Source organism: Roseomonas acroporae (assembly GCF_023223525.1).
Taxonomy (GTDB): Bacteria; Pseudomonadota; Alphaproteobacteria; order Acetobacterales; family Acetobacteraceae; genus Roseomonas_E; species Roseomonas_E acroporae.
Window position 1 is genome coordinate 1 of the sequence record NZ_JALPRX010000033.1, and the last position, 15,994, is coordinate 15,994.

A 15,994-nucleotide genomic window follows, 5' to 3' on the forward strand; every position below is an offset into this window, starting at 1 on the left:
GCCGCAGCCGTTCGGAAGGGACGGTCTCGGCGGCGCCGTCCGGGCCCAGGCGCAGCGCGGTGCGCGGCATCAGCCGCGCCAGGGCGCGGATGCCCGCCCGCGCCCGCCCCGCCGCCACGTTCTCCAGCAGCTCGCCCAGCGCGAAGAGCAGCACGACGATCGCCGCCTCCTCGGCCGCGCCGATCACCAGGGCGCCGAGGGCGGCGACGCACATCAGGGTCTCGATCGAGAACGGGCTGCCGGCACGGGCCAGCGCGACGGCGCGGCGGCCGAACGGGAGCAGCGCGACCAGCGTCGCCGCCACGAACAGCCACTGGTGCGCCGCCGGCAGCGCGAGCGAGAGGAGGTAGGCGGCGCCCACCAGCCCGCCCAGGGTCCAGACCAGCATGGCCTTGCCGGTGCGCCACCAGGGCTTGCCGGCATCCGCCGGGTCGTCCTCGTGGCCGCCATGCGAATGCGCGATGCCCTGTCCGCCGCCATGGTCGTGCCCCGCGTGGTCATGGCCCGCATGGTCATGCCCGGCGTGGTCGTGCGCCGCGTGGTCATGGGCCTCGCGGTCGCGCCCCGCATGGTCGTGCCCGGCGTGGTCGTGCCCCGTGTGGTCGTGCCCCGTGTGATCGTGCCCCGCCCGGTCGTGCGCCCGGTCGTGTGCCCGGCCGGGGGCCGCATGGCCGTGCCCGTCGCGGCGCCGGTCCCCGGCCGGCAGCGGCGTGGCCGTGTAGCCGAGCGCCGCCACCTGCCGCTCGACCGTCTCGGCCGAGGCATCGGGCGCGAGGTCGAGCGCCAGGCGCTCGGCCATCAGGTTGACCTCCACCGCCGAGACGCCGGGCAGCCGCTCCACCGCCCGCGTCACCTTGGCGACGCAGCTGGCGCAGTCCATGCCCGCCACCCGCCACTGCCGTCTGTTCGCGTCGTCCATGGGCCTCGTCCGATTCCCGTCCGGTCCGGGAGGATGGGACCTCCAGCGACTGGAGGTTCAACCCCATATCGGCCCGCATGAAGCGGCTTTCCATCGGCGCCCTGTCCCGCGCCACCGGCGTCAAGGCGACCACCATCCGCTGGTACGAGGACGAGGGCCTGCTGCCCCCGCCGGCCCGCACGGAGGGCGGCCATCGCGCCTACGACGAGGCGCATCTGCGCCGGCTCGGCTTCATCCGGCATGCGCGCGAGCTGGGCTTCGCCATGCCCGCGATCCGCTCGCTGCTCGACCTGGCCGACCACCCGGAGCGGGATTGCGGCACCGCCCACGGGGCGGCGGCCGCGCAGGTCGCGGCCATCGACGCCAGGATCCGGCGCCTGCAGGCGCTCCGGGCCGAGCTCGTCCGCGTGCCGGCGCTCTGCGCGGGCGGGCCGGCGGCCGCCTGCGGCATCCTGGAGGTGCTGGCCGACCACGCGCACGGCCACTGCCTCGATGCCGGGCACGGCGGCCCGGACGGCGCCGGCCACGGGCTGGCGGACGGCGCCGGGCCCGAAATTCCGGCGGGCGGTCCCCGCGATCCTCCAACAGGCGATCCCCCAACGGGCGACCCCCCGGCGGGCGACCGCCGCGGCTGAGCGGCGCCCGGCCGGCGCCCGCGCGGCGCACGGCGGATCGCGTGGCTCAGGGCGCGCGAAGGGTCACGCGGTTCACGACGCGCGCGAAGGGTCACGCGGTTCAGGATGCGCGCGAAGGATCGCGCGGTTCACGCCGCGCGCGAAGGATCGCGCTGTTCACGCCGCGCGCGAAGGATCGCGCGACGGCAGCTCGAGGCGCGCCACCAGCCCGCCGCCGGCCCGGTTGCCCAGGCGCAGCGTGCCGCCGGCGTTCTCCACGGCACGCCGCGCGATGGCCAGCCCGAGCCCGACGCCGCCGGTCGCGCGGTTGCGGCTCGGCTCCAGGCGCACGAACGGGTCGAGGACGCGCTCCAGCGCCTCCTCCGGGATGCCGGGGCCGCGATCCGCGACCTCGACGATGGCCAGGTGCCCGCCGCGCCGGACCGCGACATCCAGCGTGCCGCCGCCATGGCCGGTCGCGTTGTCGATCAGGTTGCCGATCGCGCGCCGCACCGCCGTCCGCTTCAGCGGCAGCACGAGCTGATCGGGCGCGTCGAGCGTGACCGCCGCCCCGCCGTCCGAGGCGGCGTCGCACAGCGTCCGCACCATGGCGACGAGGTCGGCCGGCCGCGCGGCCTCCGCGTCCCGCCCCTCGCGCAGATAGGCGAGCGTGGCCTCGACCATGCGCTCCATCTCGTCGAGGTCGGCATCCATCCGCTCCCGCGTCGCGGCATCGTCCAGGAAGCCCGCGCGCAGCCGCAGCCGCGCCAGGGGCGTCCGCAGGTCGTGGCCGACGGCGGCGAGCGCCTGGAGCCTGTCCTCCAGCAGGCGCCGGATGCGTTCCTGCATGGCGTTGAAGGCCCGCGCCGCGTCGCGGACCTCCGACGGCCCCGTCTCGGGCAGCAGTGCCGGCGAGGCGCTGCGCCCGATCCGGTCGGCGGCCACCGCGAGGGTGCGCAGGGGCCGCGTCAGGCCGCGTACCGCCAGCACGGAGACGATGCCGACGCCGATCGCCACCCCCACCAGGGAAAGCAGGCCCGCCCGGTCGAAGATCCTGCCGTGGCCGACGCGGAATTGCGGGGCGGCGAAGGAGACCTGCCCGCCATCGGCCAGCGGCAGCACCCCGACCATCAGGTGCCGCTCCGCATCCGCCCAGCCCAGCCGCACGGCCCCGAGGCCCGGCATCGCGGCCAGGCGCTGCCGGAGCGCCGCCAGCGACGCGTCGTCCGTGCCAGGGAGCGTGCCGGGGAGCGTGCCGGGGAGCATGCCAGGGGACGTACCGGGGGACGTACCGGGGGGCGCGCCAGGGACCGTGCCGGGGTCCGTCGCGGGCGGGACGGACCGCCCGTCCGCCGGGTCGGCCCGCCAGTGCAGCTCCAGCCCCGGCGTGGAGAGGGTGTGCGCCGCCGCGTCGCGCCCGGCAGCCGGGATGGCGGCCAGGGTCCGCACCGCCTGCGCCAGCCCCTCGGCCAGGGTGCGCTCGCGGGCGGCGCGGTCGGAGCTGCGCAGGGCGACCTCGTGGACCCAGACGCTGGCCAGATGCAGGGCGACCAGGCTGCCCAGCAGGGCCAGCGTGGTGCGCCCGGCGAGCGTGGCCGGCCACAGCCGGGCCAGCCAAGCCCCCACGGGCCCGGCCTTCGTCGGGCAGGCCTTCATGGCCCGGGCCTTCGGGCGCCACGTCCGCGGCGGCCGCGCCCCCGGGCGGGCCGCCTCAGGCACGTTCCACCGGCACGGTCAGGATGTAGCCGGCGCCGCGCACGGTGCGGATCAGCGGCGGCGCCTCCGCGCCCGGCTCGATCTTGCGGCGCAGCCGGCTGACCTGCACGTCCACCGTGCGGTCGAACGCGTCGCCGGCACGCCGGCGGCCGATCTCGAGGAGCTGGTCGCGCCCGAGCACGCGCTGCGGATGGGTGAGGAAGGCGAGCAGCAGGTCGTGCTCCGCTCCCGACAGCTCCACCAGCGCCCCGTCCGGCGAGACGAGGTCGCGGCTGCCGAGGTCGAGCGTCCAGCCGCCGAAGCGCAGCAGCCGCCCGGGCGGCTGCTCCGGGGCGGCATCCTGCGGCGTCTCCGCGGCGGCGCGGCCGGCGCGGCGCAGCACGGCGCGCAGCCGCGCCACCAGCTCGCGCCGGCCGAACGGCTTGGCCACGTAGTCGTCGGCGCCCAGCTCCAGGCCGAGCACGCGGTCGGTCTCCTCGCCGCGCGCCGTCAGCATCACCACGGGCAGGTGCGGCCGCTCCGCCCGCACCTCGCGCAGCAGGTCGATCCCCGAGATGCCGGGCAGCATGATGTCGAGCAGCAGGAGGTCCACCGGCGCGGCGTGGCCGGCCAGCAGCTCGCGCATCTCCCGCCCGTCGCGCGCCGCCGAGACCGTGAAGCCGTTCTCGCGCAGCAGCCGCGCCGTCAGGTGGCGCATCTCGCCGTCGTCCTCGACCAGCAGGACGTGCGGCTCGGGGTCGAGCAGCAGGGGCGGCGGCCGCGCGTCACCCATGATGCCGTCCGTCCCGCACCGGCGGGCGGGCTGGCCCGCCAGGCGCCATGGCCGCCCCGGCGGCCGGACATCCCACGGCCGCCCTGGCGGCTGGATATCCCATGGCCGCTCCGGCGGCCGGGGCCGCGGAGGACCGAAGCCGGCCCGGTGGGCCGGCGCGACGCGGGCGCATCCCCGTCAGTCCAGCGCGAACCGCGCCTGCCGGCTCGGCTGGCCGGGCAGGGCGACGCTGACCACCACGCGGGCCCCCTTGGCCACGAAGTCGCCGCGCGCGACGAGGTAGGCGTCATCCGGCCCCGACTCGAAGCGCAGGCCCTGGTTGCGTCCGCCGGACTGCACGAGGGCGGTGCCGCCGGCGCCCCGCGCGGGGACGGGCCTGTCCTGCGCGTCCAGCAGGTAGAGCCGCAGCTCGCCGTCGCGTCCCACCAGCTCGACATGGGCGTTGCCGAGCTCGCCGAGCCTGCCGCCGTTCGGTCCGGTCCCGTGGGCGTGGCCGTGCCCCTGGGCGCGCGCCGGCGAGGGGAGCAGCAGCGGGGCGGCCAAGGGGATGGCCAAAGGGATGGCCAGGGGGACGGCCAGGGCGGCCATCGGCGGCAGGTCGGCGAACAGGCTGCGTCGGTGCATGGCGATCGTCTCCTTCGTTCTCGCGGGGCGGGCTCGGCGCCTGTTCGAGCGGCCGGCGGCGGCAGCGGCGGGGGATCCTCCGCGCCGGGAAGGGTCCGGCGCGCCGCGCCGGACGCCGCGGGCCTCCCGGACGGCTCCCATACGCACGGCGGATGAACCTGGCCTGTCCGGCCGCGGCCTCCGCGCCGCTGTCGACGGACCGGTCGATTCCACCGGGCGTATCAGAAGGTGTCCAGCACGGCATCGGCCGGCACGGCATGGCGGCGTTCCTGCGCGGCCAGGCGCAGCCGCTCCAGCGCCGGCCGGCCGAAGCGGTGGAACAGCAGTGGCGTGACGAAGGCGTCGAGCAGGGTCGCGGTCAGCAGCCCGCCCAGGATGGTGATGGCGACCGGACTCAGGATCTCCTTGCCCGGCTCGTCGGCGCCGACGGTGAGCGGGATCAGCGCGAGGCCGGCCGAGAGGGCCGTCATCAGCACCGGCGCGAGGCGCTCGCGCGAGCCGCGCAGGATCAGCGCCAGCCCCCACCGCTCCCCCTCGTGCAGGGCGAGGTTGAGGTAGTGGCTGACCTTCAGGATGCCGTTGCGCGTGGTGATGCCGGTCAGCGTCACGAAGCCGACCATGGTGGCGACCGAGAGCGGCTGCCCGGCGATCCACAGCGCCGCCACCGCGCCGATCAGCGCCAGCGGCACGTTGCCCATGATCACCAGCGCCAGGGCGGCGGACCGGTAGCGGGAATACAGCACGACGAAGATCAGCGAGAGCGACAGGGCCGAGAGCAGGGCGATGGTCAGCGTCGCCTCCTCCTGCGCCTGGAAGGTGCCTTCCAGGCTCGCCGCGTAGCCCCGCGGCAGCGGATGGGCCGCGATCACGCGGCGGATGCCGGCCACCACCTGCGCCATGTCGGCGGCCCCGTCGGTGTTGGCCGAGACCACGATGCGCCGGCGGGCGCCCTCGCGCAGGATCTGGTTCGGCCCGTCCGCCTCCTCGACGTGCGCCAGCAGGCGCAGCGGCACCCGCCCGGCGGGCGTCTCGATCAGCGCGTCGGCCAGCCGCGCGGTGGTGCGCGCCTCGTCCGGCAGGCGCAGCACCACGTCGTAGCGCCGCACCCCGTCCACGATCTGGCTGACCGCCTGGCCGTTGGTCAGCGACTGGAGCGCCTCGGTCAGCGTGGCCGCCGAGACCCCGTAGAGGGCGGCGCGCCCGTGATCGACCGAGATGCGCAGCTGCGGGATGCGCACCTGCCGCTCGACCTGCAGGTCCGCGACGCCGGGCACCTCGGCCGCGATGCGCTGGCGCAGCCCCTCGGCCACGGCGCGCAGCGCGTCGAGGTCGTCGCCGTAGACCTTGAGCGCGATCTGCGCCCGCACGCCCGAGAGCATGTGGTCCAGACGGTGCGCGATGGGCTGGCCCAGGCTGACATTGGCGGGCAGCACGGCGAGGCGGGCGCGGATGTCCGCCAGCACCTCGGCGCGCGAGCGGCCGGAAGGCGCGAGGTCGAGATCCAGCTCGGAGACGTGCACGCCCTCGGCATGCTCGTCGAGCTCGGCGCGGCCGGTGCGGCGGCCGACGTGCCGCACCTCCGGCACCCCGGCCAGCAGCCGCTCGGCGACGCGGCCGTAGGCGCTGCTGTCGGCCAGCGAGATGCCGGGGCCGAAGGAGAGGCTGGCCAGCACCGTGCCCTCGTTGAAGGTGGGCAGGAAGGCACGCGGCAGGAAGGGCAGGCTGGCCCCGGCGCCGAGCACGCCGAGCAGCGCCGTGCCCAGCACCAGCCCGGGCCGCCGGAAGGCCCAGCGCAGCGCCCGGTCGTTGCCGCGCCTGAGCGCGGCGAGCAGCCGGCCCTCGTGCCCGGACAGCCGGCGCATGCGCGGCAGCAGGAAGTAGCAGAGCACCGGCGTCACCGTGACCGAGACGGCCAGCGAGGCCAGGATCGAGACGATGTAGGCGACGCCGAGCGGCGCGAAGAGCCGCCCCTCGATGCCCGAGAGCGCGAAGAGCGGCACGAAGACCAGCACGACGATCAGCGTGGCGTAGACGATGCCCGAGCGCACCTCGGCCGAGGCGGCGGCGACCACCGCCAGGGCCGGGCGCGGCGTCGCCGACGCGCGGTTCTCGCGCAGGCGGCGGAACACGTTCTCCACGTCCACCACCGCGTCGTCCACCAGCTCGCCCACGGCGATGGCCAGGCCGCCCAGCGTCATCGTGTTGATGCTCAGCCCGAAGGCCGAGAACACGATCACCGCGAGCAGGATCGAGAGCGGGATCGCGGCGAGCGAGATGAGGGTGGCGCGGAAGTTCAGCAGGAAGGCGAACAGCACGACGGCGACGACCACGAAGGCCTCGGCCAGCACGCGCTGCAGGTTGGCGATGGAGAGCTCGATGAAGCTCGCCTGCCGGAACTGCACCCGGTCCGTCCGCACGCCGCGCGGCATGGTGCGCTGGAGCTCCGCCAGCGCCGCCTCCACCGCGCGGGTGAGGGCGATGGTGTCCGCCTGCGGCTGCTTCTGCACGCCGAGGATCACCGCCGGCCCGCCATCGGCGCCCGCGTCGCCGCGCCGGAAGCGGGCGCCGAAATCCACCTCCGCCACCTGGCGCAGCAGGATCGGCTGGCCGAGCCGGAAGCCCACCACGGCGTTGCGCAGGTCCTCGAGCCGCGTGGTGCGGCCGAGGTTGCGGATCAGGTACTCGCGCCCGCCCTGGTCGACGTAGCCGCCGCCCGAATTGGTGCCGAACCGGCGCAGCGCCGTCACCAGCGCGTCGTGGCCGATGTCGAGCGCGTGCATGCGGGCGAGGTCGGGCATCACCCGGAACTGCCGCACCTCGCCGCCGATCGGGATCACCTGCGAGACGCCGGGGATGGTCAGCAGGCGCGGCCGCACCACCCAGTCGGCGAGGTCGCGCAGGTCCATCGGCGAGACGGAACCGCCATCGGGGCCGCCATCGGGGCCGCCATCTGGACCGTCGCCGGGCGCCGTCATCGCCACCAGCATGATCTCGCCCATCACCGAGGAGACGGGGGCCATCACCGGCTGCGCGTCGGGCGGCAGGCCGGCGCGGAGCTGCCCCAGCCGCTCGGCGGCGAGCTGGCGGGCGCGCCAGATGTCCGTGTCCCAGCCGAATTCGACGTAGACGATGGAAAGCCCCGCCGAGGAGACGGAGCGCACGCGCCGCACGCCCGGCAGCCCGTTCATCCCGGTCTCGATCGGGAAGGAGACGAGCTGCTCCGCCTCCTCGGGCGCCAGCCCCTCCGCCTCGGTGATGATCGTCACCGTCGGGCGGTTGAGGTCGGGGAAGACGTCGAAGCCCATGCGGGCGAGCGTCCAGCTCCCGTAGGCGACGACGATGGCGGCGAAGGCCAGGACGAGGAGCCGGTTGCGCAGGCTGAAGGAGACCAGGGCGTTGAACACGGCGCGGCGTGTCCCCTCAGCGCACCTGGGCGAGCATGCCGGCGGCGCGCGTCACCACGCGCGTGCCGGGCTCGACCCCCGCCGTCACCAGCACGCGCGCGCCGTCCAGCGGCTCGGCGCGCACCGGCAGGGGCACGAAGCGCTCGGGGGCCGCGTGCGCGTAGACCGCGGGCGGCCCCTCGTCGCTGCGCACCACCGCGCCCGCCGGCAGCACGATGCCCTCCTGCGCGCCCGGAAGCTGCAGCAGCACCGTGACCGGCGCGCCGACCGAAAGCCCGTCGGGCGGGGCCGGCAGGCGGAAGTTCAGCGGCACCGCGCCCTGGCGCACGGCGAGGCCGTGCCCGGCCAGCTCCAGCGGCGCGGTGCGGCCGTCCGGCAGCAGCAGGCTGGCGGCGGAGGCATTGCCCAGCGCGGTGCGGTCGAAGGCCAGCGCCTCCACCCAGAGCCGGGACGGATCGACGATCTCGAACACCGCCTGCGCCGGATCGACGATGCCGCCCACCGCGCCGCGCACCGCCGAGACCACGCCGGAGACCGGCGCCACCAGCGGCTCGCGCCCCGCGAGGCTCGGCGCCAGCGCCGCGCGCCGCTGCCGCAGCCCCGCCAGCTCGGCCCGCGCGTCCAGGATCTCGCGCTCGGCGACGGTGCCGCGCAGCCCGGCGAGCCGGTTGGCGCGCGCCTCGGCGATGACGATCTGCTGGTCCAGCTCGGCGATGTTCTGCCGCAGCGTGCCGCGCTCGGAGAGGCTGTAGGCCGGCGTCACGTAGGCCAGCACCTCGCCGCGCCCGACGCGCTGGCCGAGCACCGGCAGCCCGGCCTCGCCCGGCTCCAGCCGCCCGGTCTGGCTGGCCTGCACCCGGCCGCTGGCGTTGGGATCGGGCACGACGGTGCCGACGAGCGGGATCGCCGTGTCGGCGCGGCCGGGCTCGGCGCGCTGGGTGCGCACCTCCAGCAGGCGCTGCGTCGGCTTGGGCACGAACACCGACCCGTCCGGCAGCCGGCGCGGCGGCTCGGGCACCGGCGCGGGCTGGGCCAGCGCCGGCACGGCGGCGGCGAGCGCCGCCGTCAGCAGCAGCGCCGCGGCGGTCCGGCGGGCCGGGCCGCGCGCGCCGATGGCCGCCTCCGCCGCCACCGGAGCCCCTGCCGGGCCCGGCGGCCTCGCCACGGCGGCCTCCTCCACCATCGGCGGCAGCGGCCCGGCGCGGGAGGCACGGCCGAGCAGGAAGCCGGCGGCGAGCAGGCCGAGTCCGCCCAGCCACAGCGGCGGCGCCTCCCGCAGCGCCTCCAGCCAGCCATGCACGGCGGCCTCCGGTGCCGGCGGGGCCGGCACGTCGAGGCCGCCGATCAGCAGGTCGGACTCCGCGCCGGCGGCGACCGAGAAGGTCAGGTCGTACTCGCCCGGCCGCGCCAGCGCCGGCAGCCGCACCCGGTACACGGCCGGGCCGATCCGCTCGGCCCTCGCCTGCGTCCCGCCGAGGATCGCCTCGATCGCGGCGCCGTCCACCGGCTCGTTGGTCGCGGCACGGTCGAGGTAGAGGGTCAGCACGCCGCCCTCGCCGAGCACGCCCACCAGCTCGAACTGCTCGGAGACGGCCGCGACGCGCGGCGCGGCGCTGGCCGGCGCCGCCTCCTCGTGGTCGTGGCCCTCATGCGCGGCGGCGGGCGGGACGGAGGCGGCGGACAGGAGGGCGGCCAGCAGGGCCGAGCCGAGAAGGACGCGGCGGACGCGAAGCGGACTCATGGTTCCTGCCCAAGCACCTGGTTGATCGACGAGGCGGCGCGGCCGGCCTCCGCCCGCGTGCGCCGGCGGGCGAGATCGGCGTCGGCGAGCAGCAGGCGCACCCGCACCAGCTCGATGAAGGCGAGCTGGCCCGCCCGGTAGGCGGTCTCGTAGAGCCGCGCCTGCTCGGCCAGCGCGGCGTGGCGCGCCTCGGCGAGCCGCGCGAGGTCCAGCGAGGCGTCGCGCGCCTCCCGCGCCGCCTCGGCGCCGCCGAGCAGGGCGCGCTCGGCGGCGGCCAGCTCGGCCTCGGCGGCCACCGTGCCGGCCCGCGCCTCGGCCAGCGCCTCGCGGTGGGTCGGCCCGTGCCGCAGCGAAACCCTACCGGAAACCATCAGGTTGGGCCGCAGCGCCTCGTCGCCACGCTCGCGCTCCCAGCGGAGCTGGCCGCCGAGCTGCGGGTTGTCGCGGTCGCGCACGCGGGTCAGGCGCTCGTTCGCGCGGCCCGCCGCCACCGCGGCGCGCCCGGCGGCGAGGCGTGGATCGTCCGGCCGCGGCCGGACCGCCTCGCCCGCCGGCCGTTCCGGCAACCGCTCCGGCGGCGCCGGGGTCGGGTCGAGGCCGGTGAGGACGCGGAAGGCGATCGCCGCCTCGCGCACCGCCCTGGTGGCCTCGCGCAGCGCCGCCTCGGCTTCCCGCGAGGCGGCGCCGGCGACCAGCAGGTCGGCCCGCGCGACCTGCCCCGCCGCCACGCCGCGGCCGGTATCGGCCTCCAGCGCCCTGGTCTGCGTCAGCCGCCCGCGCTGCGCCTCCTGCACCGCCACGGCGGTCGCCCAGTCCCAGTAGGCGTCCCGCACCTGGCCGGCCAGCAGCAGCCGCGCCCGGGCGATCCGCCCCGCGTTGGCGCCGCCCTGCGCCTCGGCCAGGCCGCGCAGGGCGCCGGCCTCGCCCGGCAGCCAGAGCGGCGCGGCGGCGGACGCCTCGAGCTGGAGGTAGCCGGAATCGCGCGCCGACAGCCCCTGCCTGACGCCGCCGCCCACCGAGGGCGCCTGCGGCAGCAGCGCGTCGGCGCGGGCGCGGCGCGCCTCCAGCACCGGCCGCTGCGCCTCCAGCCCGCGCAGCTCGGCGCCGAGCGCGAGCGCCCCCTGGAAGCCCTCCCGGATGCCGGCGGCGGCGGCCGGCAACGGGTCGGCCGCCTGCCAGGCCAGCAGCCAGGCCAGCAGCACGGTCAGGGCCACGACCGCCGGCCGCCTCATCGCGGCTCGACGCCGAAGGCGTGGTTGAGCGCGGAGCCCGCCCGGCCGAGGGCGACGCGGGCGCGCAGCCGCGCCGCCTCCGCCTCGGCCAGCGCCGTGCGGACGCGGATGACCTCGATCAGCGGCAATTCGCCGGCGCGCCAGCCGGCCTCGTAGAGCGCGGCCTGCTCGGCCAGGGCGGCCTGCCGCTGGCCAGCGGCGTGCAGCACCGCCCCGGCGGCGTCGCGGTTCTCCCGGGCCAGGGCGATCCCGCCCGCTACCGCGCGCGCCGACGCCAGGGCGGCGGCGGTGCCGGCCGTGGTGACCGCCTGCGCGGCGGCCAGACGCTCGCGCTGGAGCGGCGGGTGGCCGAGCGGGATGGTGAACAGCACCGCCAGCCGCGAGCCCCAGGGCTCGCCGCGGGCGTCCCGCTCGTGGCGGAACTGCAGCACCACCTCCGGGTTCGCCCGGTCGCGCAGCCGCACCAGCCCCTCGGCGGCGCGGCCGGCCGCCTCGGCGGCGCGGGCGGCGGCGATGCGCGGGTCGGCACCCTCGCCGGGCGGGGCGGCCTCGGCCTCGGCCGGCCCGTCGCTCGGCAGCCGGCCGGTGAGGGCGCGGAAGGCGACCGCTTCCTGGCGCACCGCGCGCTCGGCGATGCGCAGCGCCGTCTCCGCCTCCCGCAGCGCGGCGGCGACGGCGAGCCGGTCCGCCTCCGGGGCGAGCCCGCCGGCGACCTGGCGGCCGAGGTCGCGTTCCAGCGCCCGCGCCTGCGCCACGCGGCCCTGCGCCGCCCGTCGCGCCGCGACGGCGTCCTGCCAGGCCCACCAGCCGGCCCGGACCTCGCCGGCCAGGAGCAGGCGCTCGCGCGCCACGGCGGCGTCGAGCGCCGCGAGCTGCGCCACGGCGGCGGCGCGCAGGGCGCGCGTCTCGCCCGGCAGCCAGAGGGGGAGGCCGACCTCGCCCTCGTACTCGCGCAGGCCCCGGTCGCCCGGGAGCCGGTCCGAGCGGTAGCCCGCGAGGACGAACGGCGCCCCCGGGGTCAGGGCCTCGGACCGTTCGCGCCGCGCCAGCAGCACGGAACGCTCCGCGGCCAGCGCCTGGAGGCGGGGGCTGAGGGCGCCGGCGGCGGCGAACCCCTCGCGCAGGTCGGCGGCCGCGGCGCCGGCCGCGATGCCCAGCGCGGCGGCACAGGCCAGCAGGCAGCGCGGAATCGTGACGACCAACCGACCTCTCCGACCGAATGACGGCCTGGGTAGCCGGGGTTGCATGACGAAGCCTCTCGGGATTGCGACAAAGTATGTCGGCCGGCCCGGCGCGGGCGGCCCCGAGGCGATCCACGCGGGCGAGGGCACCGGCGCCGCGGGATCGCCCGGCGGCGCCGGCCGCGTCACGCCTGCGCGCGGTAGGCGCGCTGGTCGATCATGTGGCGGCGGAGCTTGTCGTAGAAGGTCTTGCGCGGGATGCCGAGCGCCTCGATCGCGGCCCGCACGTCGCCGCCATGCTCGCGCAGCGCCGCGCGGATCAGCGCCGCCTCGTAGGCATCCACGCGCTCCGGCAGGGTCGCGGACTCCGGCGCCGCCGGCACCGCCGCGTCCTCCGCCAGGCCCAGCACCAGCCGGTCGGCATGGTGGGTCAGCTCGCGCACGTTGCCCGGCCAGTCGTGCGTCATCAGGTGCTGGCGCAGCGACGGGGTGAGCGGCGGCACCGGCCGGCCGAAGCGTTCCGCCGCGCGCCGCAGGAAGTGCGCGAACAGCAGCGGGATGTCGTCCCGCCGCTCGCGCAGCGCCGGGATGCGCACCGTCACCACGTTCAGGCGGTAGTAGAGGTCCTCGCGGAACTCGCCCCGGCGCGAGAGTTCCAGCAGGCTGGTCTTGGTCGCCGCCACCACGCGCAGGTCGAGCCGGCGTATCTCGTTGGTGCCGAGCGGCGCCACCTCGCGCGTCTCCAGCACGCGCAGCAGCCGGACCTGCAGCGCCGGCGGCATGGCCTCGATCTCGTCGAGGAACAGCGTGCCGCCGTCGGCGTGCTCGACGCGGCCCACGCGCCGCTTCTGCGCGCCGGTGAAGGCGCCGGGCTCGTGGCCGAACAGCTCGCTCTCGATCACCGTCTCGGGCAGGGCGCCGCAGTTCAGCGCCACGAAGGGGCGGGCGGCGCGCCGGCTCCAGCGGTGCAGCACGGTGGCCACCACCTCCTTGCCGGTGCCGGTCTCGCCCTCGACCAGCACGTCCACGCGCGCATCGGCGATCTGCCGCAGCGTCTGGCGCAGCCGCACCATCGCCGGCGTGTCGCCGAGCAGCGGGTTGTCCGCCGCCGCCTCCGCCGCCGCCACGGCGCGGGCGAGGCGGCGATTCTCCAGCACCAGGCGCCGCTTCTCCAGCGCGTGCCGCACGGCGCCCAGCAGCTCCTCGGGCGGGTAGGGCTTGGCCAGGAAATGATAGGCGCCGTCACGGATCGCCGCGACCGCCATGGCGATGTCGCCGTGGCCGGTGATCAGGATCACCGGCAGGTCGGGGTCCATGGCGCGCAGGCGGCGGAACAGCTCGGTGCCGCCCATGCCCGGCATGCGCAGGTCGGTGACGACGATGCCGGGGAAGTCCGCGTCGATCGCCGCCAGCGCCGCCTCGGCGGAGTCGAAGCCGCGCGCCTCCAGGCCGGCCAGGGCGAAGCTCTGCAGGTTGGCCTCGCGCAGGAAGGGGTCGTCGTCCACGAAGGCGAGGTCGGTCACGCGGCGCGCTCCAGGGTGATGACGAACAGGCTGCCCGTCCCGTCCCCCTCGGGGGGCGGCGCCGCCTCCAGCGTGCCGCCGAAATCGGCGACGATGTCGCGGCAGATCACGAGGCCGAGGCCGAGGCCCTCGGGCTTCGTGGTGGTGAAGGGCATGAACAGGGAACGCGCCACCGCCGGCGCCAGGCCCGGGCCGTTGTCGGAAACGGCGATCCGCACCCGGCCGGGGCCGCATTCCGGCGGCGCCCCGACCATCGGCATACCGGCCATCGGCATACCGGCCATCGGCATACCGGCCATCGGCATACCGGTCATGGGCATCCCGGCCGTCGCCGTCCCGGCCATCGCCGCCCCGGCCATCGGGGGCGTCGCCCCGATCGCCGGCAGCGCCGAGGCCTCCAGCCGGATGCGGCCGCCGCGCCGGCCCGCCAGCGCCTCCACGGCGTTCTGGATCAGGTTCACCAGCACCTGCTCCAGCCGCACGCGCTCGGCGCGCACGGCGAGGTCCGCCGGCAGCGCCGTCTCCACCGCGATGGCGTCCTGCCGCAGCCGGTGGCCCAGCAGCAGCAGGGCCCCTTCCGCCGCCGCCCGCACCGGCACGGCCTCCAGCCTGCCCTCCGCCCGCCGCGCGAAGCGGCGCAGCCCGCCGGTGATGGCGCCGATCCGCTCGGTCAGCCCGGCGATGGTGCCGAGGCCGCGCGTGGCGGCGGCCGCGTCGCCGCGCTCCAGGAAGAGGCGGGCATTGTCGGCGAAGGAGCGGATGGCGGCGACCGGCTGGTTGATCTCGTGCGCCACGCTGGCGCTGATCTGGCCCAGCACGGCCAGCTTGTTGGCCTGCACCAGATCGTCCCGCAGCCGGTGCAGCGTGGCCTCGGCGCGCTGGCGCTCCTCGCCCTCGGCCCGCAGCCTGGCGTTGGCGCGCTCCAGCTCGGCGGTGCGCAGGCGGACCTCGGTCTCCAGCTCCTCCCGTTGCCGCCGCTGCCGGTCGAGGTCGCGCCGCCGGCGGTGGCGGCGGCGGAGTGCCAGCCAGGCGACGAGCAGGACGAACAGGCCGGCCAGCAGGGCCAGCAGCCTCGCCGCGGCGGTGGCCAGCGCCACCGGCTGCCGGGTCGGGGTCAGCAGATGCAGGGTCCAGCCGGTTCCGGGCACGGGCAGTCGGGTGAGCAGGAAGCCTTCCGCCGTGGCCGCGCCCGGCAGGCGCAGGCGCACGGCCTCCGCCGGGGCGTCGGCGGGCAGGGGCAGCGGGGCGAGCGGCGCGTCGCCGAATTGCAGGCCGTCGCGGACACGCTGCTGCTCCGCGGCCGGGAGCGGGGCAAGGGAGCGGAAGCGCCATTCGGGCAGGCTGGTGACCAGCACGATGCCGGCCGCATCCGTCACCAGCACGGGCCGCCGCAGCGGGCGCCAGTCCTCCTCCACCCGGTCGAACAGCGTCTTCACCACGACGACGCCGAGCGGCGGCCGGTCCCGGGGCGTCCCCCGGCCCGCTTCCCGGCCCGCCTCCGGGGGCGGTTCCCGCGCCGGTGCCCCGGGCCCTTCCGCCGCGCGGCCGGCGGCGGCGGGATCGGGCGGGGACGCGTCCACCCGGCGGGCGAGGTAGAGGCCGGGCTGCCGGCTGACCGTGCCCAGCGCGAACTGCTCGGCCGCGCCGTTCGCCAGGGCGAGGCGGGCATAGGGCCGGAAGCCGTAATTGCTGCCGACGAAGCTGTCCGCGTCCCGCCAGTTGCTGGCGGCCAGGGTGAGGCCCGCCGCGTCGAGCACGTAGATCACCCCGGCGCCGGTCGCCTCGTTCAGCCGCTCCAGCTTGGCGCTCAGCGCCGCGAGCCGGCCCGGATCGCGCGTCGCCAGGGCCTCGCGCAGGTCGGGGTCGCCGGCCAGCACCAGGGGCAGGCTGCGCTGCTTGTCGATCTCGCTGCGCAGCAGCGCCACGCGCAGCGCCGTCTCGGCCTCGGCGCCCTGCTGCAGCCCGGCCAGCGCATTGCCGGTGGCGAGATGGTTCGCCGTCCGGTCCAGCAGCGCCAGGAAGGCGAGCGGCAGCAGCAGCCGCAGGGCACGCCGCCCGTGGGCATGCCACCAGGCACCGCGCCACGCGGCGGGGAGAAGGCGGCGGGTGCTCATCCCTCCCGGCCTCGTGTGGAAATCCGCACTACGCCGTCCGGGCCTGTGTGGAAATCCGCATCGGTCCGCCCGTCTCCCCACGGTTCCGTATAAGATGTCTTATACAAGATTAGAGCATGCTGCGTTTGATCGGAATCGGGGTTCCGAAACGGGT

11 protein-coding genes are annotated in these 15,994 nt (G+C 77.1%); 1 reads left to right on the top strand and 10 read right to left on the bottom strand.

Annotated features, from left to right (window positions below; all coding sequences use genetic code 11):
* Positions 1 to 919, bottom strand: a 919-nt coding sequence (locus M0638_RS08685) for a cation transporter (protein WP_248666580.1), incomplete at its 3' end; no start/stop codon positions are given.
* 77 nt (positions 920 to 996) lie between these two features.
* Between M0638_RS08685 and M0638_RS08690 the strand changes: the two genes are divergently transcribed.
* A complete protein-coding gene (locus M0638_RS08690) occupies positions 997 to 1,554 on the top strand; it encodes a MerR family transcriptional regulator (RefSeq protein WP_456316029.1) in 558 nt (185 codons plus the stop codon).
* A gap of 156 nt (positions 1,555 to 1,710) precedes the next feature.
* On the opposite strand, the gene M0638_RS08695 is transcribed toward M0638_RS08690, so the two are convergent.
* The 9 genes from M0638_RS08695 to M0638_RS08735 form a co-directional block, all read right to left on the bottom strand.
* Positions 1,711 to 3,159, bottom strand: coding sequence for an ATP-binding protein (locus M0638_RS08695; protein WP_345893011.1), 1,449 nt, complete (start codon positions 3,157 to 3,159; stop codon positions 1,711 to 1,713).
* A gap of 85 nt (positions 3,160 to 3,244) precedes the next feature.
* Entirely contained in the window at positions 3,245 to 4,021 is a 777-nt protein-coding gene (locus tag M0638_RS08700; protein ID WP_248666581.1) for a response regulator, read from the bottom strand.
* A 177-nt stretch (positions 4,022 to 4,198) separates the two neighbouring features.
* The gene (locus M0638_RS08705; protein WP_248666582.1) at positions 4,199 to 4,645 is read right to left on the bottom strand and encodes a hypothetical protein; all 447 of its coding nucleotides are present in this window, start codon (positions 4,643 to 4,645) and stop codon (positions 4,199 to 4,201) included.
* 221 nt (positions 4,646 to 4,866) lie between these two features.
* Positions 4,867 to 8,049 (bottom strand): efflux RND transporter permease subunit, encoded by a 3,183-nt coding sequence (locus M0638_RS08710; RefSeq protein WP_248666583.1) that lies wholly within the window; start codon positions 8,047 to 8,049, stop codon positions 4,867 to 4,869.
* A 16-nt stretch (positions 8,050 to 8,065) separates the two neighbouring features.
* Complete coding sequence (locus M0638_RS08715; protein WP_248666584.1) at positions 8,066 to 9,790, bottom strand: efflux RND transporter periplasmic adaptor subunit; 1,725 nt, start codon at positions 9,788 to 9,790, stop codon at positions 8,066 to 8,068.
* A complete protein-coding gene (locus tag M0638_RS08720; protein WP_248666585.1) occupies positions 9,787 to 11,004 on the bottom strand; it encodes a TolC family protein in 1,218 nt (405 codons plus the stop codon). Before M0638_RS08720 ends, M0638_RS08715 begins: the two co-directional genes overlap by 4 nt.
* 14 nt (positions 11,005 to 11,018) lie before the next feature.
* Entirely contained in the window at positions 11,019 to 12,224 is a 1,206-nt protein-coding gene (locus tag M0638_RS08725) for a TolC family protein (protein WP_248666586.1), read from the bottom strand.
* Between the two features lie 164 nt (positions 12,225 to 12,388).
* Entirely contained in the window at positions 12,389 to 13,726 is a 1,338-nt protein-coding gene (locus M0638_RS08730) for a sigma-54-dependent transcriptional regulator (protein ID WP_248666587.1), read from the bottom strand.
* Positions 13,723 to 15,840 (bottom strand): sensor histidine kinase, encoded by a 2,118-nt coding sequence (locus M0638_RS08735; protein WP_248666588.1) that lies wholly within the window; start codon positions 15,838 to 15,840, stop codon positions 13,723 to 13,725. Before M0638_RS08735 ends, M0638_RS08730 begins: the two co-directional genes overlap by 4 nt.
* Positions 15,841 to 15,994 lie beyond the last annotated feature (154 nt).